Consider the following 26,333-nt stretch of genomic DNA (forward strand, 5'->3'; position numbering starts at 1 on the left):
AGGGCGGAGTGCTAAGAGCGTTCGCGGGCGACGTGTTCGCGTACGGCTGGGATGGTTTCCGCGGCGAAGCGTTCGAGTACGTCCGGGTCGTCGCTGGCCAGGATGAAGACGCTGACACCGTCCTCGACGGCCAACTGGGCCAGTTCCTCCGCGGTCTGCTGACTCGGGAAGATGTTCAGCAGCCGGGTGATCTCGCGGGGGTCGCGGTCAGCAGCCCGCGCGGCGTCGTCGATGATCGCGTTTCCCTTCTGGAGGCCGCCTGGCTCCATGACCGGCAGCGACGGCAACCAGCCATCGGCCTTACGTCCCACCAGGCCCTGCATCTTCGGCTTGTGGGCTCCGAGCCAGATCGGGATCTCGTGTGCGGGCGCGGGTCCGCGCTCGGCGCCGTGGACCGAATAGAACTCCCCGTCGACATCCAGTCGTCCGGGCCCGTCGGCGTCCCACACCCCGCGGATCACGTCGATCGCCTCGCTCAACGCCGCCACTGACTGCAACGGGGTCAATCGACGTCCGCCGATCGCCTGCACCGCATCCCAGTAGAAGCCGGCCCCGAGCCCGAGGCTGATCCGAGCACCGGAGAGCAGGTCGAGGCTGGCGGCCGCGCGGGCGAGCACGGCGGGGGGCTGACGCAGCGGCAAGTTGAGCACATTGCCAGACAGACCGATGCGCTCGGTCCGTGCGGCCACCCAGCTCAGCAGAGTCCAGGTATCGAGAAAGCTCGACTGGTAGGGATGATCCTGGAAGGTCACGAAGTCGAAACCGAGCCGCTCACTGAGCTGCGCCAACTCGACCGGACGGGTCGCCGGGGAGTTCGTGGGACCAATGAATGTTGCGAAACGCAGGGGATGACCGTAGTCAGCCATCGATGTCTCCTTCAGTCGTTCGTGTGTGGTCAGCCGCGACGCGCGACGTCGTCGCCCACGGCGTGTTGTCAGATCAGGGCGCTGACGATTCCGTCGAGAGGCTCGGGCTGGCCGGCCTCGTGGTGAAGGCTGGGTTGCGGTGGCGACGAAGGTGCTGATCAAGGCGACGCCGAGCGCTGAGCCGAGCTGCTGTGAGACATTGTTGAGCGCCCCGGCGGTGCCGGCGTCGCGCGGTTCGACGCCCATCTGCCCGACCGCGACGGCGACGGCGAATCATGATCTGGGCGGTGACGACGACGCCCAGAGCCATCCACCGTCGCTCGTGGTACGGATTGCGTGGAACCGTCGATTGCGCTGCGTCGGCTTTCGCGACGACTGAGACACGGGGGCCCTGGAGGGCTCGTTACTGCTCATTTTCTCTGCCCCTGGTGCGGTTAGGTCGGAGCGCCGACATGAGGCGCTTCTCTGGTCGTCGCGCGCTGTTAGATCTGGCTGAACCCGCCGTCGACGACCAGGTTTGCGCCGGTGACGAAGCTGGCGTCCGAGGAGGCCAGGAACAGCGCAGCAGCCCCGATTTCCTCGCTGCTTCCCAGCCGTCCCAGCGGGATGGCGGCGGTGATCTGCTCGCGAATCTCGGGGGATACGGTGCTGAAGAGCGCGGTGTCGATCGAACCGGGACTGACGACATTCACCCGGATGCCGCGGACCTTCAGCTCCGCGGCCCAGGTGCGGGCGAGTGAACGCACGGCGGCCTTGCTCGCCGAGTAGACCCCGGCACCGGGAATGCCCTTGGTCGCGCTGGTCGTGCCGTTCAGGATGATCGACGCACCGTCGCTCATCAGCGGCAGCAGGTACTGAACGGTGAACACAGTGCCGCGGAAGTTCACGCCCACCAGCGCATCGAACGTATCCGGGGTGATGCTTCCCAGCGGGTCCGAAACCGATCCGAGGCCGGCGCTCGCAAATAGGACGTCGACTCGTCCGTGACGCTCCCGCACGGTCTCGGCCAAGCGAGCCAGGTCGTCGAGATTTCCCGAGTCCGCCTGTACGCCCGTCACGTTGTGGCCGATGGAGGCGACCGCCTCATCCAGTCTGCGCCTGTCTCGTCCGGTGATGAACACGTCGGCGCCTTCGGTCACGAACAACTTGGCCGTCGCCAACCCCATCCCAGAGGTTGCTCCAGTGATCACGGCGACCTTGCCATCAAGTTTGGGCATGTTGACCTTCATCCTTCTGTCGGCCGAACGGCCGAACGGTGCGCGGACCCTGCGGGGCACGCGGGCCGGCGAGTACGCGCCGGTTGTGCGAGGCGCTCCGCAAACGGGACTGTTCTCCCGTTCGTGACTACACGCTCACCGTACCAGATGCGTGCGCACGCACCTAACTGGGAGGGCACTCAGTTTCCGGGTATGCTGCTGGGTGTGAAGGCACCCGTGTCGCAACCGCGAATCATTTCCCCGGACCAAGTCAAGGGCTGGTTTGCGCTGCTGTTCACCCACGCCACGGTTACCGGGCGGATCGACGCCGCGCTGATGGACCAGCACAAGATCTCGTTCAGCACCGTCGAGATCCTGTGCTGGCTCCTGGAAACCGAGCCTCAGTCGGTTCGAGTTCTGTCTGGCGAACTTGTCAGCGTGAGCCCCACGCGAGCATCACGGTTGGTCCAGAATCTGATCGATGCCGGGCACCTCCAGCGTGGCGCCGACCAAGGCGACGGGCGCGTATCGCTCATCAGCTTCACCAAAAGCGGACGGCACTTCGCCGAGACGGTCAGACGAACCTTCGAGGATTCGGTCAAGAGACACTTCGTCGATCCCCTCGACGACGATGACATTGCTGCCATCACCCGGATTTGGGCCAAGCTCGAAAACGCAGAAGGTCCTAGCTGAGGGAAATCCGGATCGCTGTGATCGCTATCCTCGTCCGGCGACACGAGACCGGTCAGCGACTGTCGTCCGCTGTCGGGACTTCGAGCGACAGGGACCGCGCGATGCGGCGGCGGATCGTGACCGCCAACGTCGTGGGCCGCCAGCCGAGCGGCTCGTGTGCGAGCCGCCTGGTCACCGTGTCACGCACGGTCCCCTCGCCACCGCAGCGGCGGCACCACTGGTCGGGTTCCAGGACCCGACAGGCGAGCACGGCCCGGTCGGGTGCGAGGCGCTGGCCGGTCACCTTGAGTCCGAGCTCATCGAGACGGCAGAACGTGGTCAGATCAGCGCGCGTGAACCCATGATCGGGGCGTGCCGCGACGGTAGCGTCGGGCATGTCGAGAGCGTCCAGATGGGCAGTGTGAGAACGTCCATCCTCGGGAGACCTCGACGCCTGTCCCGTCACCGACGCGCCGGTCCCAGCGGCGAGAACCACACTCTCATCTGTGAAGAGCCGGTTTGGGTTGCGCTTTGGATTTGGGTATTCCACATCGTCGATGACGTGTCGGCGATCGCGGATGGATGTCAGCAGAGCCTCGATGTAGGGCGCTGTCTGCATCGGGCCCGGGATGAGCCAGGAGGAGTAGATACGAAAGCGCCGAGTCCGCTCCCAGAGGGGAAGCACGGATTCCTGAGCGTGTTTGAGTCCAGCCTGCTCCATGCGACGCCATTCGACATAACTTCCCTCGATGCCGCGCGCCGCGGTCACCAGTTCCTCCGCGAGTTGCGGTACTTCGCAGTACAGCGCCCATGCTCTCAAGTCGGCCTCGGAAGGACGTCGGCTCCCGTTCTCGAAGCGGGAGCACTTCGATTCATGCCAACCCGCTCGCTGGGCCAAGGATCGAGCCGTGAGCCCGGCGTCTCTCCTGATCTCGCGCAGGCGCCGGCCCAGAGCCTTTGTGGCGTCTTTGACGCTCGATGAGGACGGCGGTGGTGTCGACGACGACCGCGGAGAGGGTTTCATGGCTCACGGAGTTCGTTCGCTTCGGCCAACTATCGTGTCGGCCGATACTTCTCGTGCGGTGTCGCGCGCTCCCAAACGGTCTCGAATGCCGAGGCGCACAGCTTTGCGACTTCGGGGTCGGCCGTCACCTCGTGCTCCAGCGAGTCGCCCTCCCCGTCGAAATGGTTGACGAGAACGAGACTCTCGTCGAACAGCCAGAAGTCATTGCCGGGAAGAGCGATGTCCGTTGCCCGACGGCGAGGAAGCCAGCGGACCTTCTCCCCGGCGGCGATGTTCAGCCCTTCCGTGACCTCGTACTCGAAGCGGATGTAGTCACTGACGGGTTCGGAAACGATGCGTGCGCGGCGTACCTGGACCCCGCGGTCCGTCGCCGCGGATACCAGCCCGAGCCAGTCGGCCCAGCGATCCGCCGGGTCGATCTTGAGTCCCGCGCTCCAGTCGACGAAGGCGGGGTCCGACCGCATGTAGCCGTCGCGCATCTCCAGATGAACTGCCGAGCTGTGGCAGGCATGGAACAGCTCGTCAAACGTGGGAACCGTCGTCACCCTTCACCTCCAAGAAGAACTGCGCCATACGCCGGGGGATCTCCACCACCGTCTCGTGTTCGGGGATCTCCAACTGAGCCAAGCGCTCCTTGTCCAGCACCTTCCAACCCTGGACAAGGTAGTTGTCCTTGGCGTCATCCAGGTACACCGTGGGGGAGAGGGGGGTGACGCGGCCACGCCAGGGCGAGGTCAGAGGAAGTAGTCCTCCGCGTCCTCCATCTCGCCGGCCGTCAGGCTCATCAGTGCCTCGTACTTCTCCCGTCCGAGGCAATACGCCCCGGTGTGATGCGAGAGGAAGAACCGACCGGTCTCGTCCATGAGTACGGTCGAGCCGTCGTACGTGTCGTATCCGACCGGGAAGAGCTTCGTGCCGAGATCCGCGGCCAGTTCGGAGATCTCTCCCGCGTCCCCCTTGAAGACGAGACGCGGCGTGAAGATCGCGTAGTTCTCCGGAGCGGTGTCGATGACGGCTCGAAGGAACGCGTGTTCCCGGATGAAAGCGACGGCAGGCGCGGAGGGCTCGATCTCCACACCGTACGAACGGTATCGCTCGATCACGGCCGCGATCGCCGCGCAGGCGTCCTCGCCGGCGTCGCGTCCCGGGTGCCATCCGGCTTCTGTCAGCCAGGCGTCTACTTCCTCGGCTGTGGAACGTACGGGCATCGATGCCTCACTGGATCGGGGCCGGGGGGCTCGCCCCTTACCCAAAGGGGTGGTTGTCGCGCGTTCCGCCGCGCGTGGCGGTGGTGTCTGCCACCCTCGGCCCAACGAGGCGTCATTCGCAACGAGTTCAGGAGTGGGCCGGTGCGGCTCACGGCCGGGGGAACGGCATGTCGGCAAAGCAGCAACTGATTCAGGGGTTCGCGCTCGTCGTGATGGGCGTAGGGAATTTCGTCATGGACGCGCCGATGTGGCTGTCGGTGTGGACCGTCGCGCTGGGCGGGTTCACCGTCCTCTTCGGGGCTTCCCAGTGGATGAAGGGGCAGTGATGGCGAGTCCGGCGGAGGAGTGGGTTCCGGGCTGGTCGTCGGCCCGGCTCGGACGGGCCGTGTAAGGCAGGGCGAGTACAGAGGGAGCAGGGGAGCAGGGGAACAAGGAGGAGTATGTCGGCCTCGCGACCAGCCACGGACCCGGAGTCGCCCGCGGTGGACGTTCAGGCCTTGGGGTGTCTGAACTCTCTGGCCGGGCCTGCCAGAGGCGTCGCGATTCTGTCGCCGCTGGTGCTGATTCCCTCGGTCGACGATGTTCCGGGGGCCGCCCGTGGGCTCTTTCCGCTCTCTGTCGGGCTGCTGATGGTCCTTGGGCTGGTACGGAGCGACGCCGGCCGGCATCTGCCACGGTACGGGCGCGCCATCCACCAATTCGCGCTGGCCGGCCCCCTCGTGGGAGTCATCGTGTTCGCGCACGGCTCCGCCGGCGAGTGGCTCGTGGCGCAGTGGCTGGGGCGGCCGGGGCTCACCGGCTGGGCGGGTGGGCTGCTGCTGGCCGGGCTGACCGTGCTGGCCGCCCTGATGGCACCGCAGGACCTGGGGCTCGCCACCATGCTCTGGCCGCAGCCGAGGTCCGGTGCCCGGTTCGGCCGGAGCGGGTGCGTGGTCGTGGCCACCGTTCTTCTGCTCCCCGTTCAGCTGGTGCGCGCCGTCTGCTGCGCCGGTGCTCTCCCGCTGTTCCTGGCCGGGGTCGCCGCACCGAGGCCCGAGCTCGTCCATGCCGCCCTGGTGGTGATTCTCGCCGAACTCGTCATCGCGCTCACCGTGCGGTGGTGGCTGAACGACTTCGGACCGGTGATGCTTCACTCGGCGACGATGGCGAAGAAGTGGGCCTCGCTCGGAGACGCGCTCGTAGAGTCCTGGGTACAGGACCGGCTCATCGCCAGGATCCACGGGACCCACCGGTCGGAGGGGTCCGGCGCGCCCGACTACACCCTGCTGATCCTGCTGGCGGCGCACGCCACCGCAGCGCCCGATACCCGGACCGGCCGACGCAACGCCCCCGGCTATCTACGGCTGTGCGACTCCATGCTGCTCGCCGCGGAGGCCGCCTTCCGCGCGGAACCGGGCATCGGAGAGGAGCGCCGCGAGGAACTGTGGCGCCTGCATCTGGCAGCACGCGGCACGGTCTCGTTCTCGTTCGCCGCGGTCGCCGACGGGGAGGGCGCTGTCGAGGACGCCGTCGCACGGAGCGCCGCCGCCGTCGAGGACCTGGAGGCGGCCGGATATGCCGATTTCGCCGCCGTGGCACGGTTCCAGTGGGCGGGGAGGCTGCGCAACGACTACCTCGCCGTGCGCGATGTGCTGCGCCCCCTCACCGAGGACGGCCGGGGCGCGGCCTGGATGTCACCGTTCGCCCATCGGTACCTGGCGAACGCCGCGCGCTCCGGCGCACCCGAACGGGTCGCGTTCCATGAGCAGGCCGAGGCCGCCGAGATGCTCGCGTCGAAAGGGAGCATCCAGTGGCGCGCGGAGGGGCAGGGATGGTTTCCACGGGCTGTCGTACCGGCGGTGCCCGACGCGGGGGTGAGGCGCTTCGAGCGCATGAGCTGGCGCGTGCATCAGCAGTGGTTCGAGTCCGGTGAGCTGAACCGTAGCTGGACGCGGGCCCCCGGTACGGGGTCGGGCGAGGCTTCGGGCGCGGTCGACCGGCCGGGCCTCAACGTCGACGGCATCAACTACTACGGCGAGTCCGTCGCCAGTATCGGCACGGCCTGGAAGATGGTGTGGCACGCCCAACTCCTGGCCCCCGTGGGCCGGTTCCGTACAGCGCGGTGGCTGCTGGAGCGGGCACGGAAGAAGTCCAGCGACATCGCCCTTCAGGTGGAAGCACTGGAGCTGCTCGCCTCGATCGACGAGGAGGAGAAGGACTGGCCCGCCGCCTACGCACGCTGGAGCGAACTCGTCCGGATGGAGGAATCGCGCCGCGGCAGAATCGCCGACGGCGACCGGCGTATCGACTATCAGGCCTCCCACTACAACCGCCTGATCCTCCTCCTCACCGGGCCGGAACGCGGGTACATTCCCGGTCTGCCCGCGCCGCAGTGGGCAGTGGCCTTCGACCACAGCGAACGGGACCGTTCGCGGGTGCTGCTGGAACTGCTGCGCCCCGGCCGGATGACCGCCGGCGGCTCCTCGGCGACTGTCGACTACGCCGAACTGACCGCCGTACTACGAGAATTCGAGCGGCGCGGCGGACAGCGCGGTCTCCTCGTCAGCTTCTATGTGTTCCATGCCCGGGTCGTCGTCTTCCTCGTCCGTTCCGGTACGTCATCGCCGGTGGTCGAGGAGAGGGAACTGCCCCCCGACCTGACGCTGCCCGACGCCCTGAACAGCTTCGGGCGGATGACATCGGCCGCGGCCTTCGATCAGGAAAGGCTGGATACGGACTTCGGAGCGCTGGTCGAGACGGTGACGCGCCACAGCGAGCCGGGGGAGCCGGTGTGCCTGGTGCCGCACGGCGTACTGCACGAGGTCCCCCTCCACGCGGTGGCCACCGGCGGTGTGCCGCTGGCCGTTCGCAACCCCGTTCAGGTGGTGCAGAGCGCCTCCCTCCTCGCGGACCTGTACCGGGACACCGCCCCGCCCGCCCCGCGCGGTCTGTGTGTCTTCGCCGACTCACGCTCCGATCAGCCGCTGGTTCACGCGCGCGCGGAGGCCCGCTCCATGGCCGGGGCGTTCGGTGAGCGCGCCGAAGTACTCTCCGGCGACCGGGTCACCCGGCGGACGGTCCTGGACCGGCTCGTCCACTCGGAGGCGACGGCCGTGCACTTCGCCTGCCATGGCGTCCTGGCACCCGACGACATCGCCGGCAGCGCGATCAGCTGCGCCGACGGACCGCTGACCATGGACGATCTGCTGGGGCTGCGTATCCGCGCGGATCTGGTGACCCTCAGCGCCTGCCGGAGCGGGGAGAGCAGAGGACGCCCCGGTGATGAACGGCTCGGTCTCGCACGGGCGTTCCTGATCGCCGGGGCCAAGTCCGTCCTGGTCACGCAGTGGCAGGTGGACGATCTGTCCACCGCGCTGTTCATGGAGCGCTTCTACGATCTGCTGGTGGCGGGGGCGCCGCGCGGGCGGGCGCTGCATGAGGCACGGGCGACGGTACGCGGGATGACCACCGACGCCGCCGTGCGATGGTGCGAGGACGCTCTCGCGCGGGCCGATGCCCGGGCCGATGCCCGAATCGATGCCCAGGTCAACGCCTGGACCGACGCCCAGGCCGATGCCCGGACCGACGTCCAGGCGGACGATGCTCACGTCCGCGACCACGACGAGGCCGGAGCCGCCGAGAGGGCGGCGTACGAGGCGGCGCTGCTCCGGCTGATCTGCGAGTCCGGTGATCTCGCCGCCGCGAAGCGGAGGTTCGCACGGCTCAAGGAGCGCACCCCGAGCGGCAGTCCTGAGCGAAGGGAGCTGATGGTGCTCTGGTCGCGGCTGCTCGCCAGTGCCGAGGCGAGGGGAGGCGTCGGCCACGGCGCCCGCCGTCCCTTCGAACACCCTTATTTCTGGGCCCCGTTCGTCCTGGTAGGAGACGCCCGATGACCCCACTTCCCGCGCGCACCCTGCTGGCGGAGCTGGCCAGTCCCGATTTCGCCACGGTGCACGGCCCTGGCGATCAGGATATTCAGGACTGCCGCTATCTGATCGGGCTGTCGGCCGACGGAACACCCACCACCCTCGCCGTCCGCACCCCCGGTGCGGCCCCTCGGCACATGCCCGCCGTGGTGCTCTCCGGCTCCGCCACCCTTCAGGACGTGATCGAGGGGTCGGCCCTGCTCCATCTGCTCGAACTCAGCCCCGACGCCGCCGTGGTGATGGACCACGCGAGCGGCGCGGTCACCGGCGTACTGGAACGCGCCACCGTCGACGCGTATCTCCGGCAGGACCGCTTCCCCGGCGGCCCCGTACGCGCGGGCGGGGGCGCGGTCACCGGCGACGACGGCTGTCTGTGCGGCACACACCGCACCCCGCACGCCCATGTCGTCTGCGCGTTCGACGGCTGCGGCCGTGTCAACGCGCTGCACTTCTACGACCCCGACGATCCCCCGCAGTGCCCGGGGCCCGGCGGTGCGGGGTCCGCGCACCCGTTGATTCTCTCCGTACGAGGGATACGAGGGTGAGGACGTGATCGCGGACGTGTTCCGGGACGCGCTGGCGGGTACGAGCCGGCGCCTGCTCCTCACCTCGGCCCTCCCCGCTCTCGTCTTCTCGGCCGTCCTCCTCGGGATCACTCTTGAAGCGGCCACGGAAGCGAGCTCTGCCGCCGAGCTCGGTACGGGGCCAGGCACCGGACTCGGTACGGCCATCGCCACCTGGAGCGACCGGCCCGCGAGCGTGCGTACCGTTCACGCGGCGGGCTTCGTCCTCGCCGTCACCCTCCTCACCGCCCTGCTGGCCGCCCACCGGGTGACCCTGTTGCGCTGGGCCGAGGGGTACTGGCCGGGGCGTTTCGGCCGACGGCTCGGGGCGCGACGCGCGAGCCGTCACGAACGGGCCCGCGCGGAGCTGCGCGGCGATGTACGGGCGGGCGGCCCGGACGCGTACGAGACGCTCTATCTGCACTACCCGCTGCCCGGCGTGCCCGTACTGTCGACGCGCCTCGGCAATGTCCTGCGCGGCGCCGAGGATTACCCCCGTACCCGGTACGGAATCGACGCCGTGCTCGTCTGGCCCCGGCTGTTCCCGCTGCTGCCCGCCCCGTTCACCGGCACGTTCGCGTCGAGCCGGGCCCGGCTCGACGCCGCGCTCGCCGCCGCCGCGCTGTCCGTGGTGTTCACCGTCGCCGCCCCGGTCTGCACGGTGGCGGTGGGCGGCGCGCCCTGGCTCGCCGCCGTCTGTTCCGTGGCCGGCGCGCTCAGTGCGCTGACCGGCTACCGGGCCGCGCTCGCCGCCGCCGTGGTGCACGGGCAGCAGCTCCGTGTGGCCTTCGACCTCTACCGGGGTCTGCTGCTGGACACGGCCCGGCACGGCGGCCGGCCGCCCACGCCGGAGGCGGGACCCGCGGAGCGGCAGCAGCCGCCGCCCGAGCCCGCGCCCGCGCCCGCGCCCGAGGTGCTCAGCAGCGCGGCCGAACGGGAGATCTGGGAGGGGCTGTGCGGCTTCTGGTACCGGAACATTCCGGTCGAGGCGCGGATCACCGCCCCGCGATCCGGCGGCTGAGTCCCGCCGCCCATGCCCGGCCGGTACGGACGCGGCGGTCCGTACCGGCCTGCTGGTGCCGCGTCGGGCGACGCCGAACCGCGTTGGCTGACGTTGATACGCGTCAGGCGAACGGGAGAACCGCGTCAGGCGAACGGGAGAACCGCGCCGCGCGAACGGGAGAACGGCGTCAGGCGAACGGGATCCGGATCACCGACTGGTTGCCGATCCCCAGCGTGCTCGCGCCGGTGCCGATGGCGTTCCAGACCTCGATCCTCACCTTCCCGTTGACCAGGTCGCCATGCGATCCGGTGGCCGACTTCAGGCCCCTGGCCTGGGTGTAGTGCTCATAGCCGGACACCGGATCGGTCGCGAAGTACTCGTAGGTCTCCGTACGGTCCCAGGTGCCATCGCCCGTACGGTCGTAACTCACCCTCACCTGCTGGCCGTTGCCGACCGATGTCCCCGAGTCCACGAACAGGTCGAACTGCGTGACGCCGCCGTTGTACGTACGCGTGATCCCGCTGGAGGTGAAGACCTGCGGGGTGTGGGGTGTGCCGTCGTAGTTGGCGCCGCCCGCCGTGGCGAGGGTGGCCGAGGAGGCCGAGCCGGTGGAGTCACCGAGTCCGGCGCCCGTCCGCGCGTACAGCGTGGCGGAACCCGACGGAGGCGGGTCGGTCGGGGGATCCGTCGGGGGTGTGCCGCCACGGGTCCAGACGGCCACGTAGTCGACGAGCATGGGGCGCCCCGGGACGGTCGCCGCGGTCGGGGTCCGGCCGCCGAGCGCGTCGGGGAACGCCCCGCCGATCGCCACGTTGAGGAGGATGAAGTACCCGGCGTGCTCGGTCATATTGGCCCAGGTACCGGCGTCCATCTGGTTCTGCCGCACGGTGTGGAAGAGCTGGTCGTCCACGTACCAGCGCAGCTCGTTGGGGGTGACCGCGCGGTCCCACTCGAAGCGGTAGGTATGGAACGCGGATTGGCAACTGGCCCCGGGGCAGGCGCGGTTGGCGCCGAGTCCGGTGGTCTCGTTGCAGGGGCCGCCCGGGCTCACCCCGCAGTGCAGCACGCCCCAGACGGAGTTGATCCCGTTGACGTTCTCCATGATGTCGAACTCACCGATACCCGGCCAGTTCCAGTAGTTGCCCCGGTACGGCGAGCCGAGGGCCCAGAAGGCGGGCCAGTAGCCGAGCGCGGCCTCGCCCGTCACGTTCGGCATCTGGATACGGCCCTCGATACGGAGGGTGCCGCCCGCCGGAGCCTTGAAGTCGGCGCGCCGGGTCTCGACCCGGGCCGAGGTCCAGTTGCCCGCGCCGTCCCTGAGCGGGGTGATACGGAGGTTTCCGTTGCCGTCGAGGCTCAGATTGTCCGGGCTCGCGGTGTAGTTCTGGATCTCGCCGGTGCCCCAGTTGCCGGGACCGCCGGGGTAGCCGTGGCCGGTGTCGGTCTGCCAGTCGGCGGGGGAGGGCGGGGTACGGTCCGCGCCGTTGAAGTCGTCGCTCCACTGGAGGTTCCAGCCGGGAGCGGGCGGTATCGCGCCCTGGGCGGTGCCGGCGCCGGTGACGCCGATGAACCCGGCGAGCGCGACGGTCATGGCGAGGATCGCGGCGATGAGAGGCGTGCGGGCGGCGCGGGGAGTGCGGGGAGTGCGGGCGGCGCGGGGAGTGCGGGGGGTGCTGGGGGTGCGGGGAGTGGCTCTGACGGGACTCGTTCTCAAGGAACACCTCCGGTGCGGATGGTGCCGAGGGGGACTGACGAGGGGGACTGAGAAGACTGGACTGAGAGCGCTCTCAGTGCGCTCTCAGTACGTCTTGTAGCGGCGCCGGGGCAGAGCGTCAATGCCTTTCTCCTTGCCTTGACCTCGGCTTGCCTTGACCTCGGCGTCAAGGATTACGGTCGAAGACATGCGAATCGGCGAGCTGGCGGAGCGGGCGGGGACGACCACACGGACTCTGCGGTACTACGAGTCACGCGGACTGCTGCCCGCCCGGCGGGCGGTCAACGGTTACCGCACCTACGACGAGAGCGATCTGCGCCTCCTGCGGCAGATCAGGACCCTTCAGGACGTCGGGTTCGACCTGGAGGAGACGCGGCCGTTCGTGGAGTGTCTGCGCGCCGGGCATCCGGCCGGGGACTCCTGTCCCGCCTCGCTCGCCGTCTACCGCCGCAAGCTCGGCGAGCTGGACGGGCTGATCGGTGAGCTTCAGTCGGTACGGGCCCGGGTCGGGGCGCAGCTCGCGCAGGCGGAGGCGGCGCGGGCCGGGCTGGCGGACCGGGCGGAGGTGCCGGGCGGTCCTGAGCCGCTGTGCGAACTGACACCGCATACGAGCGCGCGTGAATTCGGTCGTACCAATCGAGGAGAGACAGCGAAATGATCGTGATAGACGGTGTCGACGCCGTGACGGACACGGACTTCGACAACGAGGTGCTCGGGGCCGGACTCCCCGTGCTCGTGGAATTCACCGCCGACTGGTGCGGTCCGTGCCGGCAGCTCGCACCGGTGCTGAGCGCCGTGGCGGGGGAGCAGGCGGGCCGGCTCAAGGTCGTCCAGCTCGATGTGGACACCAACCCCGAGGTCACGGCGCGGTACGGGGTCCTCGCGATGCCGACGCTGATGGTGTTCCGCGCGGGCGAACCGGTGAAGTCCATGGTCGGCGCCCGCCCGAAGCGCAAGCTTCTCCAGGAGCTGGAAGAGGTGATCTGACGCTTCGAGGTGAGCGGGACGGGATCCCGTACATCCCGTACGGGTCCCACCCCGGCCCCTCCCCAAAGGCGACGACGCCAACGGCGGCTCAGCCGATGGGCGCCGGCATCCGCACCACGTCGTAGCCCAGCTCGATCACGTCCCCCGTGGCCGCGTCGCCCAGCTCGACCCGCCAGCGGTCGGCGAACTGGTCCACGCCCTCGGCCATGGGGATGGTGCCGGAGATCAGCACCGTACCCGGCACCAGATCGCCGCGTTCCCGCAGCACCTCGGCCCAGTACCCCGGAGTGAGCAGCTCCGCCAGCGTGCCGTCCTGGATGAGGTTCTCCTCCCCGGAGCCGGTGTGGGTCACCCACGCCCGCAGGGTGAGCGCGTCCAGCCGGTCCTGTACGTCGGCCAGCCGCCAGGCGCGCCGGGCGAGGACATCCGGGCCCGCGTTCTTGCTCCACGCCACACCGTGCACCTCCAGCTCACGGTCCGTGTGGTCGCAGGCGGCCGTCAGCAGCAGCTCCCCTTCGCCGTCCACCACCAGGGCCCATTCCGCCTCGCCCGAGGTGCGTCCGTGCTGGACGCTGACCCGGTCGGTGTGCTGGGCCAGATACGGGGCGACCGGGTAGAGCGCGGGCGTCACGGACGGCGCGGGCACCCCCAGCTCGGCGAGTTCCGCCACGTGCGCGGCGACATCGTCCTGGCTGCGGCCGGCGTATCCGGCGTTGAGCACCTGGACGACATCGACGCGCCTGGTGGTGCCGTCGGGCAGTTCGAAGGTCAGCAGCGCCATGGGGTTTCTCCACATCGATCGCGGTATCGGCGAGGTTAACTTTGCGCGGAAGGCTTGCGCATACGACCTGTATACAAGAAGTATGCCGGAAGGTCGATAGCGCACCTCAGCAAGGACGGACATCGTGAAGAACAGCACGAACATGGACACGAGCAGGGGTAAGGGAATGGAAACGCAATCGCTGGGCGGGTCCGCGGTCCGCCGCGCCTTCTTCGCCAGCCTCACCGGGACCGCCCTGGAGTGGTACGACTTCGCCATCTACTCCGTGGCCGCCGCGCTGGTCTTCGGCGATGTCTTCTTCCCCTCCGAGGACCCCGCCACCGGCACGCTCCTCGCCTTCTCCACCTACGCCGTCGGCTATGTCTCCCGGCCCCTGGGCGGCTTCGTCTTCGGCCGCCTCGGCGACAAGATCGGCCGCAAGAAGGTCCTCATCGCGACCCTCGTCCTGATCGGGGCCGCGACGCTCCTGATCGGTCTGCTCCCCTCCTACGCCACGATCGGCGTGGCCGCGCCCATCGCGCTCGTCATCCTCCGCTTCGCCCAGGGAGTCGGTGTCGGCGGCGAGTGGGGCGGGGCCGTACTGCTCTCCAGCGAGTTCGGCGATCCGCGCCGGCGCGGCTTCTTCGCCTCGGCCGCCCAGATCGGCCCGCCCGCCGGCAACCTGATGGCCAATGGTGTACTCGCCGCTCTCGGCGCCATGCTGACGGAGGATCAGTTCACCAGCTGGGGCTGGCGTGTGGCCTTCCTGCTCTCCGGGGTGCTGGTCGTCTTCGGGCTGTGGATCCGCGCGAAGCTTGAGGAAACCCCTGTCTTCAAGGCGATGGAGGCCGAGCAGAAGCGTCCCGAGGCACCGATCCGTGAGGTCTTCACCACGCATCCCCGCGCGCTCACGGCCGCGATCCTCAGCCGGGTCGCCCCGGATGTGCTGTACGCGCTGTTCACCGTCTTCGTCCTGACCTACGCGACCGGCGAACTCGGCATGTCGCGCGGCTCCGCGCTGGCCGCCGTCCTCATCGGCTCCTCGTTCCAGGTCTTCCTGATCCCGCTGGCCGGGGCCCTCTCCGACCGGATCAACCGGCGCCTGCTGTACGGCGTCTCCGCCGTGGCCGCGGGCGTCTGGCCGTTCCTGTTCTTCCCGATGACCAGCGGCGGCAACTGGCCGCTGCTCGCACTCGGGGTCGTGGTGGCGCTGGCCATCCACTCGCTGATGTACGGGCCGCAGGCGGCCTTCATCGCCGAGCAGTTCTCGCCGCGTCTGCGCTACACGGGCTCCTCACTCGCGTACACGCTGGCCGGGGTGATCGGCGGAGCCGTCGCGCCGCTGCTGTTCACCGCGCTGCTCGACGCGTACGACTCCTGGATCCCGCTGGCCCTCTATGTCGCGCTGACCGCCGTGGTCACGGTCGTCGGCCTGTCCCTGGGCCGCGACGGGAACCCGGCCGACGACGAGGAGCTGACCGGTACGGAACAGCCCCTCCGCGTACAGGCGTGAGCGGTACGCCGTACCCGAGATCCGAGCCCCGAGACCGACACCCGAGCCCCGAGCTCCGAGATCCGAGCCCCGAGCTCCGAGCCCCGAGCCCCGAGAAGGGAACCACCTCATGCGCATCGCGCTGAGCCAGCTCACCACCGGCCCCCACCCCGAGCGGAACCTCGAACTCCTTCGCGCCGAGGCCCACCGCGCCGCGGCGGAGAACGCCCGCGTCCTCGTCTTCCCCGAGGCCGCGATGGCCTGCTTCGGCACCCCCCTGGCGCCGCTCGCGGAGCCGCTCGACGGCCCCTGGGCGACGGCGGTGCGGCGGCTCGCCGAGGAGACCGGACTCGTCGTGGTCGCGGGCATGTTCACTCCGGCGCCGGACGGCAAGGTGGCCAACACCCTGCTCGCCACCGGCCCCGGCGTCGAGGCGGCCTACGACAAGATCCATCTCTACGACGCCTTCGGCTTCGCCGAGTCCGACACCGTGGCGGCGGGCTCCGAGGTGGTGACCATCGAGGTGGACGGCGTCCGGATCGGCCTGGCCACCTGCTACGACGTCCGCTTCCCCGAACTGTTCCGGGCGCACGCCGACGCCGGAGCGGTGCTCTCGCTGCTCCCCGCCTCCTGGGGCGCCGGCCCCGGCAAGCGCGAGCAGTGGGAACTCCTCATCCGCGCCCGGGCGTTGGACGCCACGCTCTGGCTCGCCGCCGTGGGCCAGGCGGATCCCGCGGCCTCCGATCCCGCGGCGTCCGGTACGAAGTCGACGGCTCCCACCGGGATCGGCCACAGCGCCCTCGTCGGTCCCGACGGGACCGTACGGCAGCGGCTCGGCGCCGGCCCCGGGATGCTGCTCGCGGATGTGGACCTGGACGAGGTCGCCGCGGTCCGCCGCGCCGTTCCCGTTCTGGCCAACCGCAGGCTGCCCACCCCGAGCTGACGACCCGGAGCTGACCACCCCGATCGACCGGTCCCGTGTGGCCAACCCAGTTGCCCACCTCAATGGCCCAACCCGATTGCCCAACACAAGCCGAACGGCCCTGAGTTGAGCCGAAGCGGTACACACGCGTCGGCTCAACTCGACTGCCCGGCCACTTCACTTCGGCCGCTTCACTTCGGCGTCCTCTGCCGTCACACTTCACCCAGCGGGTAACTCCGGTCTCCTGCACCCCCCTCCGTATTGGCCGACCTTTCATCGCTCCGACATCCGGCGATGCTCGACGCGTCAACGAGGGCGGGCGAAGCTGAGCCGGGCATGTCAACCGGACCGCGTACCCCCCACGTCGCGGCCGATCAGGAGGACGCAGTGAAGAAAAGCTCGCGCATCCGCAAGGTCTCGCTCATTTTCGGCAGTGCCATCGCGCTGGTCGTCGCTGTACCGGGCAGCGCGCTCGCCGATCCCCCCAAGGCTCTGCCCGGCAACGCGGACGGTCTGGAGCAGACGTTCCAGCCGGCGTTCGACTACGACACGGACGGCTGCTACCCCACTCCCGCCATCGGCCCGGACGGAACCATCGCCCCCGGCCTCAACACGACCGGGGCCGTCAACGGTTCGTGCCGCGACTCGTGGGACCTCGACAACACCAACGGATACGCGCGGTCCAAGTGCAACAACGGCTGGTGCGCGACCATCTACGGCCTCTACTTCGAGAAGGACCAGGCCGTGGCCGGCAGCGGGCTCGGCGGGCACCGTCACGACTGGGAACATGTCGTGGTGTGGACGCAGAACAACGTGGCCCAGTACGTCTCCACTTCCGCCCACGGCAACTTCAACATCCACACCCGTGACCAGATCCGCTGGGACGGAACCCACCCGAAGGTCGTCTACCACAAGGACGGCATCGGCACGCACTGCTTCCGCGCCGCGAACACCAACGACGAGCCGCCGGAGAACCACAAGGGCGGCTGGCAGTTCCCGACGCTGGTCGGCTGGAACGGCTACCCCGAGGGTCTCCGCGACAAGCTGAGCCAGGCCAACTTCGGCAGCGCCGTCTTCGGCCTCAAGGACGGCAACTTCAACAGCCATCTGGAGAAGGCCAAACCGGTCGGCATCCCGTTCGACCCCAACGCCTGATCCAGACGAAAGGCCCTAACCGGCGAGCAGGACCTTGAGCGTCGTCTCCAGGTGACCGTCGATCGCGCTGTGCGCGGCCGGCCGGTCACCGGAGGCGATCGCCGCCAGGATCGCGCGGTGCTCGGTCAGTACGGACTCCTGCCGCCCCTGCTGGTTGTAGAGCGCCACCACCCCGGCCCGGATCTGCCGGCTGCGCAGCCCGTCGTAGTGCCGGTTGAGCAGCGAGTTGCCCGCCGCGGCCACGATCGTGGCGTGGAAGAGATGGTCCACCGCGATGAACTCCTTGGCGTGCTCGGGCCCGCTCAGGGTCCGCTGGCGCTCCAGGAGCCCGGTCAACTCGGCCACCAGTCCGTCCCGGTCTCCCGGGATGACCTGCTCCGCGGCGTACCGCTCGACGATGCCGCGCAGCTCCATCAGTTCGGTGATCTCCCGCCCCGACAGCGGTACGATCTGCGCCCCCCGCTTGGGGACCAGCCGTACGAGATCCTCGGCGGCGAGCAGCAGCAGCGCCTCTCGAATGGGGGTACGGGAGACCCCGATGCGGTTCGCCAGTTCCTGCTCGGAGAGGAACTCGCCCTGTCTGTCCGGGTCGGTGAGCACGTTCTCCTTGAGGAACGCGTACGCCTTCTCCCTGCCCGACGTCATGACTTCCCCCACAGCGAAGGTTGCATACAACGAGTATACAGCCAGCGATCCGTCCGAGGGGGCGCCGAGGGTGCGCCGAGGGGGCGGGGACGCCGACGGTCGATATGTGCGAAAAAGGTGTGGAACATAAAAAGACCCCGGATCGAATTGACGACCGGGGTGTGCCTCTGCGTATATTGACTGTTTCCATGTCTTCGATGAATAACGACATGGACCAGGTCACTGGAAAGCAGTGTATCGGACAGGGGCTGAATTGTCAACCGAGGAATTGCAGAATGAGCAGCAATTCGTCTCCCTCCTCTATGAGCGTCTCGATGCCTTGAGGGAGCAGGCGGAGACCGCCGTGGAGGCGTCGATCGGGCAGGTCACCACCGTGCGGCAGGCCCGCGTCGAGCGCGATATCAGCGTCGCGGAACACTCGGGCCGCGTGTCCGCGCTGAATGCGGTGGAGTCCGGTCTGTGTTTCGGCCGGATCGATCTCAGCGAGGGAACGACCCATCACATCGGGCGCATCGGAATGCGACGGGACGACCCGGAACGTACCCCGCTGCTGATCGACTGGCGGGCCCCTGTGGCACGTCCCTTTTATCTCGCCACCGGCCACTCCCCGATGGGGCTGCGCAGACGACGCCACCTCACCACCCACGGGCGCCTGGTCACCGCGCTGCATGACGAGATCATGGACCTCACCGATACCACGCGAACCGGATACGAGGACCCGGACGGTGACGCCGTACTGCTCGCCGCGCTGAACTCCGCGCGTACCGGTCGGATGAGCGACATCGTGCAGACCATCCAGGCCGAGCAGGACCGCATCATCCGCGCGCCGCACCGCGGTGTGCTGGTGGTGGAGGGCGGTCCCGGCACCGGCAAGACCGCCGTCGCGCTGCACCGGGCGGCGTATCTGCTCTACGCGTACCGCGAGCAGCTGGCCCGCCGCGCCGTGCTGATCGTCGGGCCGAACCCCGCCTTCCTCGGCTATATCGGCGAGGTGCTGCCCTCGCTCGGTGAGACCGGTGTGCTGCTGTCGACCGTGGGGGAGCTGTTCCCGGGCGTACGGGCCACCGGAACGGACACCCCCGAGGCGGCCGAGGTCAAGGGCCGGGCCGACATGGCGCGTGTACTGGCCGAGGAGCTGCGCGGCCGGCAATCGCTGCCCCGCCCCGTCCTGGAGATCGCGCACGCCGAGTACGGCACGCTGGTACTCGACCGCGACACGGTGTACGAGGCACGGCAGCGTGCCCGGGACACCGGACTGCCGCACAACCCCGCCCGGCCGACCTTCGCCTTCCGGATCATCGACGCGCTCACCGAACAGCTCGCGGACCGGATCGGCGCCGACCCGCTCGGCGGTCCCAACCTCCTCGACCCCACGGACATCGCCCAGCTCGGCAAGGAGATCGCCACCAGCCCCGAGGTACAGGCGGCGATCGACACGCTGTGGCCGAGGCTCACCCCGCAGCAGCTCGTCTCCGACTTCCTGGCGGATCCGGGCGCCCTGCTCGGCCCGCGCGACGCCGCCGCCGTACGCCGCTGCGGGCCCCGGACCGGCGCCGACGCCAGGATCGACTGGACCCCGGCGGACGTACCCCTGCTCGACGAGGCCGCCGAACTGCTCGGTGAGGACGACAGCGCCGCCCGCGCCGCCGCCGCGCTGGAGCGCCAGGAGCGGATCGCCTACGCGCAGGGTGTGCTTGAGCTGTCCTACGGCTCCCGTACGCAGGAGTTCGAGGACAGGGAAGACGAGGATTCGGAGGTCCTCGCCGCGCACGACATCATCGACGCCGAGCGGTTCGCGGAGCGGCACGAGGAGACGGACACCCGCAGCGCCGCCGAGCGGGCCGCCGCCGACCGCACCTGGGCCTTCGGCCATATCGTCGTGGACGAGGCACAGGAACTCTCCGCGATGGCCTGGCGGTTGCTGATGCGGCGCTGCCCGAGCCGGTCCATGACCCTGGTCGGCGACCCCGCCCAGACGGGGGACGCGGCGGGCTGCGACTCCTGGCAGCAGATCCTGGAGCCGTACGTACAGCAGCGCTGGGAGCTGTCCAGGCTGGGCGTCAACTACCGTACGCCCGCCGAGATCATGGAGGTCGCGGCCGAGGTACGGCGACTGACGGATCCGCTCTTCGAGCCGCCGAGGTCCGTGCGCGCGACGGGCGAGGGGCCGGTCGTACGCTCCGCCAAACCGGCTGATCTGGCCCGTACGGCGGCCGGGCTGGCGGTCGATCGGCCGGGCGAGGGCCGGCTCGCCGTGATCGCCCCGGCCGCGCTGCTGCCGCGGCTCGCGGCCGAACTGCCCGACGCCTCCTGGGGTATCGCGCCCGATCTGACCCGGCCCGTCGTGCTGCTCAACGCGCGACAGGCGAAGGGCCTTGAGTTCGACACGGTGATCGTCGTCGACCCGGAGGGGATCATGGACGGCTCGCCGCGCGGCACCAACGATCTGTATGTGGCGCTGACCCGGGCGACCCAGCGGCTCGGGATCGTCCGCGACGCGGAGGTCCCGTCCCGGCTGAAGACGGCCACGCAGTAGGGGTCACGCCTTAGGGGTCACGCCGTGGGCCGGCCCAGGCCGCGGGCGGACCGCGCGTACTCGTGCGCGCGTCCGTCCGCTCGCGGTCCGTATGCCCGGAGTCCGGATTCCGCTCCCTGAATTCGGTGGAGCAATACGCTGATCGATATGCGGATACTCTTCTCAAGCACTCCCGCCCATGGCCATCTGTTGCCACAACTCCCCCTCGCCCACGCGTTCCGTGAACGAGGCGACGACGTGGCGTTCCTGACCGCGGGCGGCCTCGCTCCCGTACTGGCCCGGGAAGGTTTCGACTTACTGCCGGCGGGACCGACCATGGATGTGCTGGTGGCGGACTTCACTCGCGAGACCGGCGAGCGGCCGGAGGGCGAGCCGTCTCCGGACATGGTCGGCGAGCTCTTCGCCGGAGTCCGGGTCGACCGCACCGCGGACGAGGCGCTGGCCGCCGCCCGCGACTGGCGGCCCGAGCTGATCGTCACCGAACTGGCCGACTGCGTGGGTCCGTTGGTAGCCGCCGCCCTCGATGTGCCGGTGGCGAACCTCGCGTACGGTCCCGCCCTGCCGCCCGACTTCGCCGCGGCCATGGACGCGAACGTCGAACGTCGCTACGCCGAACGTGGTCTGACCCCCCGCCCCGCCGCCCACTACCTGGACACCTGCCCGCCCGCGATGCAGCAGGACGGCTGGCGGCCTCCGGCGGGACGGCTGCCGCTGCGCCCGGAGCCCCACGGGCAGACGCGGACCGGACAGGGGTCGTCGGAGCCGGCCGGGACATCGGCGCCCGCCGACCCCGAGCCACGGCGTCCGCGCGTGCTGGTGACCTTCGGCACGGTCTTCTCCGCGCCCGAGGTGCTCAGCCCGATCCTGCGTGAACTGTCCCGGTCGGACCTGGAGTTGCGGGTCACGCTCGGACTCACCGCGTCCGCCGAGGACTTCGACGTCGACCACGACCGGGTGACGTTCGTCGGCTTCACCCCGCTGAGCGAACTGCTCCGCGACACGGACCTGGTGGTGACCCACGGCGGCGCCGGCACCACCCTGGGCACGCTCGCCGCGGGCATCCCGATGGTGGTCGCCCCCCAGGGCGCCGACCAGTTCATCCAGGCCGACCGCGTGGCCGCGGCGGGCGCCGGACTGGGCCTTCCGGGGGGCATGGCCACCCCCGAGGGTGTCGCCAAGGCCGCGTCCGCCGTACTGGCGGACCAGGGCTTCCGGGCCGCGGCCCGTACGGTCGCCGACCAGATCGCCGCGATGCCGTCCCCCGCCGAGGTGGCCGCGACCCTGGCGGCGGAGCAGGCGCCGGTGGCCTGAGCCCGAGCCCCGGCTCTTGATCGCGGAACGACGAGGTGGCGCCGCCCAGCACATCGGGCGGCGCCACCTCCTCACGCGCGGGCGGAAGAGAGAGACCTCCGTATCAGACCGGTCGCAGCCAGACCGTCGCCAGCGGCGGCAGCGTCAGCTGGACGGACACCGGCCGGCCGTGTGCCGCCACCGACTCGGGCTTCAGCGGGTCCGCGTTGAGCACATCGCCGCCGCCGTAGCGCGCCGCGTCCGTGTTCAGGACCTCCGTCCAGGCGGCGAACTCCTCGGGCACACCGAGCCGGTACTCATGGCGCACCACCGGCGAGAAGTGCGAGACCGCCAGCAGCGGCGAGCCGTCCGCGTCGAACCGCAGGAACGCGAAGACATTGTCCTCACCCGCGTCGCCGTCCACCCACGCGAAGCCCTCGGGGACCGTGTCCCGCTGCCAGAGCGCGGGCGTCGCGCCGTACACCGCGTTGAGATCGCGGACCAGATCGCGCACCCCCCGGTGGTCGGGCTCGGCCGCGTACGACGGATCGAGCAGCCACCAGTCCGGGCCGTGCCCCTCCGACCACTCCGCCCCCTGGGCGAACTCCTGTCCCATGAAGAGGAGTTGCTTGCCGGGATGGGCCCACATGAAGCCGAGATAGGCGCGTTCGTTGGCGCGCTGCTGCCACCAGTCACCGGGCATCTTGGAGACCAGCGCCCGCTTGCCGTGCACCACCTCGTCGTGCGAGATCGGCAGGACGTAGTTCTCGCTGTACGCGTACACCATGGAGAAGGTCATCTCGCCGTGGTGATACTTGCGGTGGACGGGCTCCTTGGAGACATAGTCCAGGGAGTCGTGCATCCAGCCCATGTTCCACTTCAGGCCGAAACCGAGCCCGCCGTAGCCGTCGGGCCCGACATCGTGGGTGGCGCGTGTGACCCCGTTCCAGGCCGTGGACTCCTCGGCGATGGTCACCGCACCGGGACAGCGCCGGTAGACGGTGGCGTTCATCTCCTGGAGGAAGGCGACGGCGTCCGGGTTCTCCCGGCCGCCGTGTTCGTTGGGGGTCCACTGCCCCTCCTCGCGCGAGTAGTCGAGGTAGAGCATCGAGGCGACCGCGTCGACCCGCAGCCCGTCGACATGGAACTCCTCGCACCAGTAGACGGCGTTGGCGACCAGGAAGTTACGCACCTCCGTACGCCCGTAGTCGAACTCCAGCGTGCCCCAGTCGGGGTGCTCGGCCCGTTGCGGGTCGGCGTGCTCGTACAGCGGACGGCCGTCGAACCGGGCCAGCGCCCAGTCGTCCTTGGGGAAGTGGGCGGGCACCCAGTCGACGAGCACCCCGATGCCCGCGCGGTGCAGGGAGTCCACGAGATACCGGAAGTCGTCCGGGGTGCCCATCCGGGAGGTCGGCGCGTAGTAGCCGGTGACCTGATAGCCCCAGGAGCCGCCGAAGGGATGCTCGGCGATCGGCATCAGCTCGACATGGGTGAAGCCGAGGTCCTTGACATACGCGGGCAGCTGGGAGGCCAGCTGACGATACGTCAGACCTGGTCGCCAGGAAGGCAGATGGACCTCGTACACCGAGAACGGCGACTCGTGCACCGGACGGTCGGCGCGGTGCGCCATCCACTCCGCGTCGTGCCAGACATGGTGGGACTCGGTGACGACGGACGCGGTCGCGGGCGGTACCTCCGTGCGCCGCGCCATCGGGTCGGCGCGCAAGGTGTGCGAACCGTCGGGCCGTGTGATGTCGAACTTGTAGAGCGTGCCCTCGCCGATCCCCGGCACGAACAGCTCCCACACCCCGGTGGAGCCGAGCGAGCGCATCGGAAGGCTCGTACCGTCCCAGTAGTTGAAGTCACCGGCGATCCGGACGCCTTGGGCGTTGGGCGCCCAGACGGTGAAGCGGGTGCCGCTGACGCCCTGGTGGGTCATGATCCGGGCGCCGAGGGCTTTCCACAGCTCCTCGTGTCTGCCCTCGCCGATCAGATGCAGATCCAGGTCCCCGAGGGCGGGCAGGAAGCCGTACGGATCCCGGACCTCCAGCTCGTTCAGCTCCTGTGCGGCGTCGCTGTAGCGGACGCGGAGCGTGTACGCGGGCACCGCGCGCAGCGGCAGCACCCCGGAGAAGAAGCCGTCCCCGTCGTCGTTCAGCTCGGCTCGGACCTCCAGCTCCTCGGCGACGACGGTGACGGCGCGGGCGTACGGCCGCAGCGTCCGGAAGAGGACACCGTCCTTCACGGGATGCGCCCCCAGCAGCCCGTGCGGATCGTGGTGCGCACCGGAGAGCAGCCGCTCCCGGTCACCGGTGCCCAGCGGTCGCGCGGCCCGCACCCGACGGCCGCCACCCCGTTGCCCGCGCGGCCGGGGCGCCGTGGGAGCCGCCGCCGGGGCCGCCGATTGCGCCGGGGCGGGAGGGGCCGCCTGGGCCGGCGGTGCCTTGCGGCGCGCGGGCTTCTTCCCCTTCTTGGCGGTGGCCTTGCCCGCGCCCGGACGCGCGGTCCCGGCGGCGGGCGCCGGGACCGGGAGCGAGGCGGTGGGAAGCTCGGGCTGGGACGAGCTGTCGGACGAACGGTCGGACGGCGTGCGGGCGGTCACGGGGGCTGCCTCCTCGGCTGGGCTTCGCTGCTGGACGGTCGAACGGGTGGGGAGCGGGGCCGGACAGGCCGGTACGGGGAACAGGGGCGAGGGGCCTCCGGCCGGATGTGTCAGGCGCCCGCGGCCAGTCGGCGGATCGCCGCCATCGGGACCGGGAGCCAGTCGGGGCGGTGCCTCGCCTCGTACAGGACCTCGTAGATCGCCTTGTCCGTTTCGTACGCGCGCAGCAGCTCGGGCTCCGCGCGCGGGTCGGTGCCGGCCGTGGCGTACCCCTCGCAGTACGCCTCCCGGCAGCGCGCCGCCCAGTCCGGGCGCCAAGGCTCGTGGGAGCGGGCCGCGTAGTCGAAGGAGCGGAGCATGCCCGCCACATCGCGGACCGGCGGCTGCGGGCGGCGGCGTTCGGCGAGCGGTCTTGCGGGCTCGCCCTCGAAGTCGATGACCGACCAGCGGCCGTCCGGCGTCCGCAGTGTCTGGCCGAGATGCAGATCGCCGTGGACACGCTGGGCGGGCCGGCCGCGCCCGGCCTCGTCGAGCCCGGCGAGCGCGTCGAAGGCGGTGCGCAGCCCGGCGGCGTACGGCAGGAGCGCGGGCACCGCACGCGCCGCCGACTCCAGGCGTTCCGCCATCCCGTCGGCCAACTGCGCGGTCTGTCTGCGGCCCAGGGTCACGGTCGGCAGCGCGGCGGCGAGCGCGGTGTGCACCTCGGCGGTGGCCCGCCCCAGGGCGTGGGCCTCCGTGATGAACTCCCTGCCGTGGGCGAGCGAGGAGAGCGCCAGCTGCCAGCCGTCCTGCGAGCCGCGCAGATAGGGCTGGAGGACGCCGAGTGTGAGGGAGTCCCCGCTGCCCGAAGGGTCGGCGGCCTCGAACCAGCCGACCGGCGCGGGCACCCGCTCGCACCCCTGGGCGGCCAGCGCGAGCGGCAGCTCCAGATCGGGGTGCGGGCCGGGGAAGACCCGGCGCAGGATCTTCAGGATGTAGGCGTCCCCATAGACCAGGGAGGAGTTGGACTGCTCGGCGTCGAGCAGCCGGCCGCTCAGCCCGGCGGGTACGGCGCTCGCCCGGTCGAATCGCAGCGGGCCGAGCGCACCGGGGGAGCGCAGCCGCTCCAGCAGCAGTTCGGCCAGCTGGGGGTCGTGCAGGGCCTCGTAGACGGTACGGCCGGCCAGTGGCCCCTGCGTGGGGTGGCCGATCAGCGCGGAGGCGAGGCGCGGCGGCAGCGCCTTCCGTACCCCGAGCAGCAGCTGATAGCAGTCACCGGCGGGTGACGGGACCCCGGAGGGGGTGGAGGAGGGGGACGACGGAATCGACCGCGAGGTACCGGAGGTTCCGCGCTGCTCGACCCGTACGAGCAGATGCAGCAGACCCGGACCGGCCGCGTCCACGGGCAGCAGTTCGGTGACCGTCACCGGCACGAAGCCGGTGACGGGACGGCCCTTGCCCGCGAACCAGCGCTGGCGGGGCAGCCAGTCGTGGAGCAGCGGAGCGAGCGAGCCGACCAGCGTTCTCGCGTCGGCGGGCGACAGGGCCGGTGACACGGGCGGTGCGACGGACGGGGCGACGGGCGAAGCAGTTGCGGGGCGCGGCGTGATCCGGGTGGATGCAGCCTTCGACATGGCATCGCGTCCTTTCCCCGGGCACACCACAGGATGCGCAGAGTGTCCCGGATTGCGGCAATGGCTGTCCGGCTGTGCGGGACGTGTCGGGTGAGGATGATCCGTACGGATCGATTCCGTACGAACTCAATACGAATTTGATCGAATCGATCGAACTGGATGTGGAGGAGCGTGCCCCGT

Annotated in this window: 23 protein-coding genes and 2 pseudogenes; 13 read left to right on the top strand and 12 right to left on the bottom strand. The window is 70.0% G+C overall.

Annotation, left to right across the window (positions count from 1 at the left end; translation table 11 throughout):
• Positions 1-11: 11 nt before the first annotated feature.
• The gene (locus AB0M67_RS16790; protein ID WP_365746130.1) at positions 12-866 is read right to left on the bottom strand and encodes an LLM class flavin-dependent oxidoreductase; all 855 of its coding nucleotides are present in this window, start codon (positions 864-866) and stop codon (positions 12-14) included.
• 139 nt (positions 867-1,005) lie between these two features.
• Here AB0M67_RS16790 and AB0M67_RS16795 point away from each other — a divergent pair, with 139 nt between their 5' ends.
• Positions 1,006-1,245, top strand: a complete 240-nt coding sequence (locus tag AB0M67_RS16795) for a hypothetical protein (protein WP_365746131.1) — start codon at positions 1,006-1,008, stop codon at positions 1,243-1,245.
• A 103-nt stretch (positions 1,246-1,348) separates the two neighbouring features.
• Here the strand turns inward: AB0M67_RS16795 and AB0M67_RS16800 are convergent, their stop codons facing one another.
• Entirely contained in the window at positions 1,349-2,083 is a 735-nt protein-coding gene (locus AB0M67_RS16800; protein ID WP_365746132.1) for an SDR family oxidoreductase, read from the bottom strand.
• A gap of 204 nt (positions 2,084-2,287) precedes the next feature.
• Between AB0M67_RS16800 and AB0M67_RS16805 the strand changes: the two genes are divergently transcribed.
• A complete protein-coding gene (locus tag AB0M67_RS16805) occupies positions 2,288-2,755 on the top strand; it encodes a MarR family winged helix-turn-helix transcriptional regulator (RefSeq protein ID WP_365746133.1) in 468 nt (155 codons plus the stop codon).
• A 106-nt stretch (positions 2,756-2,861) separates the two neighbouring features.
• Here AB0M67_RS16805 and AB0M67_RS16810 read toward each other — a convergent pair.
• The 5 genes and pseudogenes from AB0M67_RS16810 to AB0M67_RS16830 form a co-directional block, all read right to left on the bottom strand.
• Positions 2,862-3,131, bottom strand: a pseudogene (locus AB0M67_RS16810) (ISL3 family transposase); the annotation flags it as partial.
• A 399-nt stretch (positions 3,132-3,530) separates the two neighbouring features.
• Positions 3,531-3,758 (bottom strand): annotated as a pseudogene (locus tag AB0M67_RS16815) (helix-turn-helix transcriptional regulator); the annotation flags it as partial.
• A gap of 29 nt (positions 3,759-3,787) precedes the next feature.
• A complete protein-coding gene (locus AB0M67_RS16820; RefSeq protein ID WP_365746134.1) occupies positions 3,788-4,303 on the bottom strand; it encodes a DUF6879 family protein in 516 nt (171 codons plus the stop codon).
• Entirely contained in the window at positions 4,281-4,496 is a 216-nt protein-coding gene (locus AB0M67_RS16825; protein WP_365746382.1) for a hypothetical protein, read from the bottom strand. Before AB0M67_RS16825 ends, AB0M67_RS16820 begins: the two co-directional genes overlap by 23 nt.
• Entirely contained in the window at positions 4,493-4,966 is a 474-nt protein-coding gene (locus AB0M67_RS16830) for an SUKH-3 domain-containing protein (RefSeq protein WP_365746135.1), read from the bottom strand. The genes AB0M67_RS16825 and AB0M67_RS16830 overlap by 4 nt, the downstream gene beginning before the upstream one ends.
• Positions 4,967-5,133: 167 nt before the next feature.
• Here AB0M67_RS16830 and AB0M67_RS16835 point away from each other — a divergent pair, with 167 nt between their 5' ends.
• From AB0M67_RS16835 to AB0M67_RS16850, 4 genes are all read left to right on the top strand, one after another.
• Positions 5,134-5,292, top strand: a complete 159-nt coding sequence (locus AB0M67_RS16835) for a hypothetical protein (protein ID WP_365746136.1) — start codon at positions 5,134-5,136, stop codon at positions 5,290-5,292.
• A gap of 114 nt (positions 5,293-5,406) precedes the next feature.
• The gene (locus AB0M67_RS16840; protein WP_365746137.1) at positions 5,407-8,838 is read left to right on the top strand and encodes a CHAT domain-containing protein; all 3,432 of its coding nucleotides are present in this window, start codon (positions 5,407-5,409) and stop codon (positions 8,836-8,838) included.
• Positions 8,835-9,416: a hypothetical protein gene (locus AB0M67_RS16845; protein WP_365746138.1), complete on the top strand. Its 582-nt coding sequence runs from the start codon at positions 8,835-8,837 to the stop codon at positions 9,414-9,416. The genes AB0M67_RS16840 and AB0M67_RS16845 overlap by 4 nt, the downstream gene beginning before the upstream one ends.
• A gap of 4 nt (positions 9,417-9,420) precedes the next feature.
• Positions 9,421-10,455, top strand: a complete 1,035-nt coding sequence (locus tag AB0M67_RS16850; RefSeq protein ID WP_365746140.1) for a hypothetical protein — start codon at positions 9,421-9,423, stop codon at positions 10,453-10,455.
• Between the two features lie 169 nt (positions 10,456-10,624).
• On the opposite strand, the gene AB0M67_RS16855 is transcribed toward AB0M67_RS16850, so the two are convergent.
• Positions 10,625-12,028 (bottom strand): glycoside hydrolase family 16 protein, encoded by a 1,404-nt coding sequence (locus tag AB0M67_RS16855; RefSeq protein WP_365746384.1) that lies wholly within the window; start codon positions 12,026-12,028, stop codon positions 10,625-10,627.
• 310 nt (positions 12,029-12,338) lie between these two features.
• Here AB0M67_RS16855 and AB0M67_RS16860 point away from each other — a divergent pair, with 310 nt between their 5' ends.
• Both AB0M67_RS16860 and trxA read left to right on the top strand, forming a co-directional pair.
• The gene (locus AB0M67_RS16860; protein WP_365746141.1) at positions 12,339-12,809 is read left to right on the top strand and encodes a MerR family transcriptional regulator; all 471 of its coding nucleotides are present in this window, start codon (positions 12,339-12,341) and stop codon (positions 12,807-12,809) included.
• Entirely contained in the window at positions 12,806-13,138 is a 333-nt protein-coding gene (trxA, locus tag AB0M67_RS16865) for a thioredoxin (protein WP_365746142.1), read from the top strand. Before AB0M67_RS16860 ends, trxA begins: the two co-directional genes overlap by 4 nt.
• An 88-nt stretch (positions 13,139-13,226) precedes the next feature.
• Here trxA and AB0M67_RS16870 read toward each other — a convergent pair whose 3' ends face one another.
• Positions 13,227-13,919 carry a DUF2848 domain-containing protein gene (locus AB0M67_RS16870; RefSeq protein WP_365746143.1) on the bottom strand — a complete coding sequence of 231 codons (693 nt, stop codon included), beginning with the start codon at positions 13,917-13,919 and terminating at the stop codon, positions 13,227-13,229.
• A 166-nt stretch (positions 13,920-14,085) separates the two neighbouring features.
• Here AB0M67_RS16870 and AB0M67_RS16875 point away from each other — a divergent pair, with 166 nt between their 5' ends.
• From AB0M67_RS16875 to AB0M67_RS16885, 3 genes are all read left to right on the top strand, one after another.
• Positions 14,086-15,411 (top strand): MFS transporter, encoded by a 1,326-nt coding sequence (locus tag AB0M67_RS16875; protein ID WP_365746145.1) that lies wholly within the window; start codon positions 14,086-14,088, stop codon positions 15,409-15,411.
• Between the two features lie 109 nt (positions 15,412-15,520).
• The gene (locus AB0M67_RS16880; RefSeq protein WP_365746146.1) at positions 15,521-16,333 is read left to right on the top strand and encodes a carbon-nitrogen hydrolase family protein; all 813 of its coding nucleotides are present in this window, start codon (positions 15,521-15,523) and stop codon (positions 16,331-16,333) included.
• A gap of 366 nt (positions 16,334-16,699) precedes the next feature.
• On the top strand, positions 16,700-17,467 hold the full coding sequence (locus AB0M67_RS16885) for an NPP1 family protein (protein WP_365746147.1): 768 nt from the start codon (positions 16,700-16,702) through the stop codon (positions 17,465-17,467).
• A gap of 15 nt (positions 17,468-17,482) precedes the next feature.
• Here AB0M67_RS16885 and AB0M67_RS16890 read toward each other — a convergent pair whose 3' ends face one another.
• Entirely contained in the window at positions 17,483-18,112 is a 630-nt protein-coding gene (locus tag AB0M67_RS16890) for a GntR family transcriptional regulator (protein ID WP_365746148.1), read from the bottom strand.
• 253 nt (positions 18,113-18,365) lie between these two features.
• Here AB0M67_RS16890 and AB0M67_RS16895 point away from each other — a divergent pair, with 253 nt between their 5' ends.
• Both AB0M67_RS16895 and AB0M67_RS16900 read left to right on the top strand, forming a co-directional pair.
• The gene (locus tag AB0M67_RS16895) at positions 18,366-20,648 is read left to right on the top strand and encodes an ATP-binding domain-containing protein (RefSeq protein WP_365746149.1); all 2,283 of its coding nucleotides are present in this window, start codon (positions 18,366-18,368) and stop codon (positions 20,646-20,648) included.
• Positions 20,649-20,795: 147 nt separating this feature from the next.
• A complete protein-coding gene (locus tag AB0M67_RS16900) occupies positions 20,796-21,959 on the top strand; it encodes a glycosyltransferase (protein WP_365746150.1) in 1,164 nt (387 codons plus the stop codon).
• 103 nt (positions 21,960-22,062) lie between these two features.
• Here the strand turns inward: AB0M67_RS16900 and glgB are convergent, their stop codons facing one another.
• Positions 22,063-24,540 carry a 1,4-alpha-glucan branching enzyme gene (glgB, locus tag AB0M67_RS16905; RefSeq protein ID WP_365746151.1) on the bottom strand — a complete coding sequence of 826 codons (2,478 nt, stop codon included), beginning with the start codon at positions 24,538-24,540 and terminating at the stop codon, positions 22,063-22,065.
• A gap of 110 nt (positions 24,541-24,650) precedes the next feature.
• The gene (locus AB0M67_RS16910; protein WP_365746152.1) at positions 24,651-26,153 is read right to left on the bottom strand and encodes a phosphotransferase; all 1,503 of its coding nucleotides are present in this window, start codon (positions 26,151-26,153) and stop codon (positions 24,651-24,653) included.
• Positions 26,154-26,333: the final 180 nt, after the last annotated feature.

The organism is Streptomyces sp. NPDC051662, from assembly GCF_040681655.1.
Classification (GTDB): domain Bacteria; phylum Actinomycetota; class Actinomycetes; order Streptomycetales; family Streptomycetaceae; genus Streptomyces.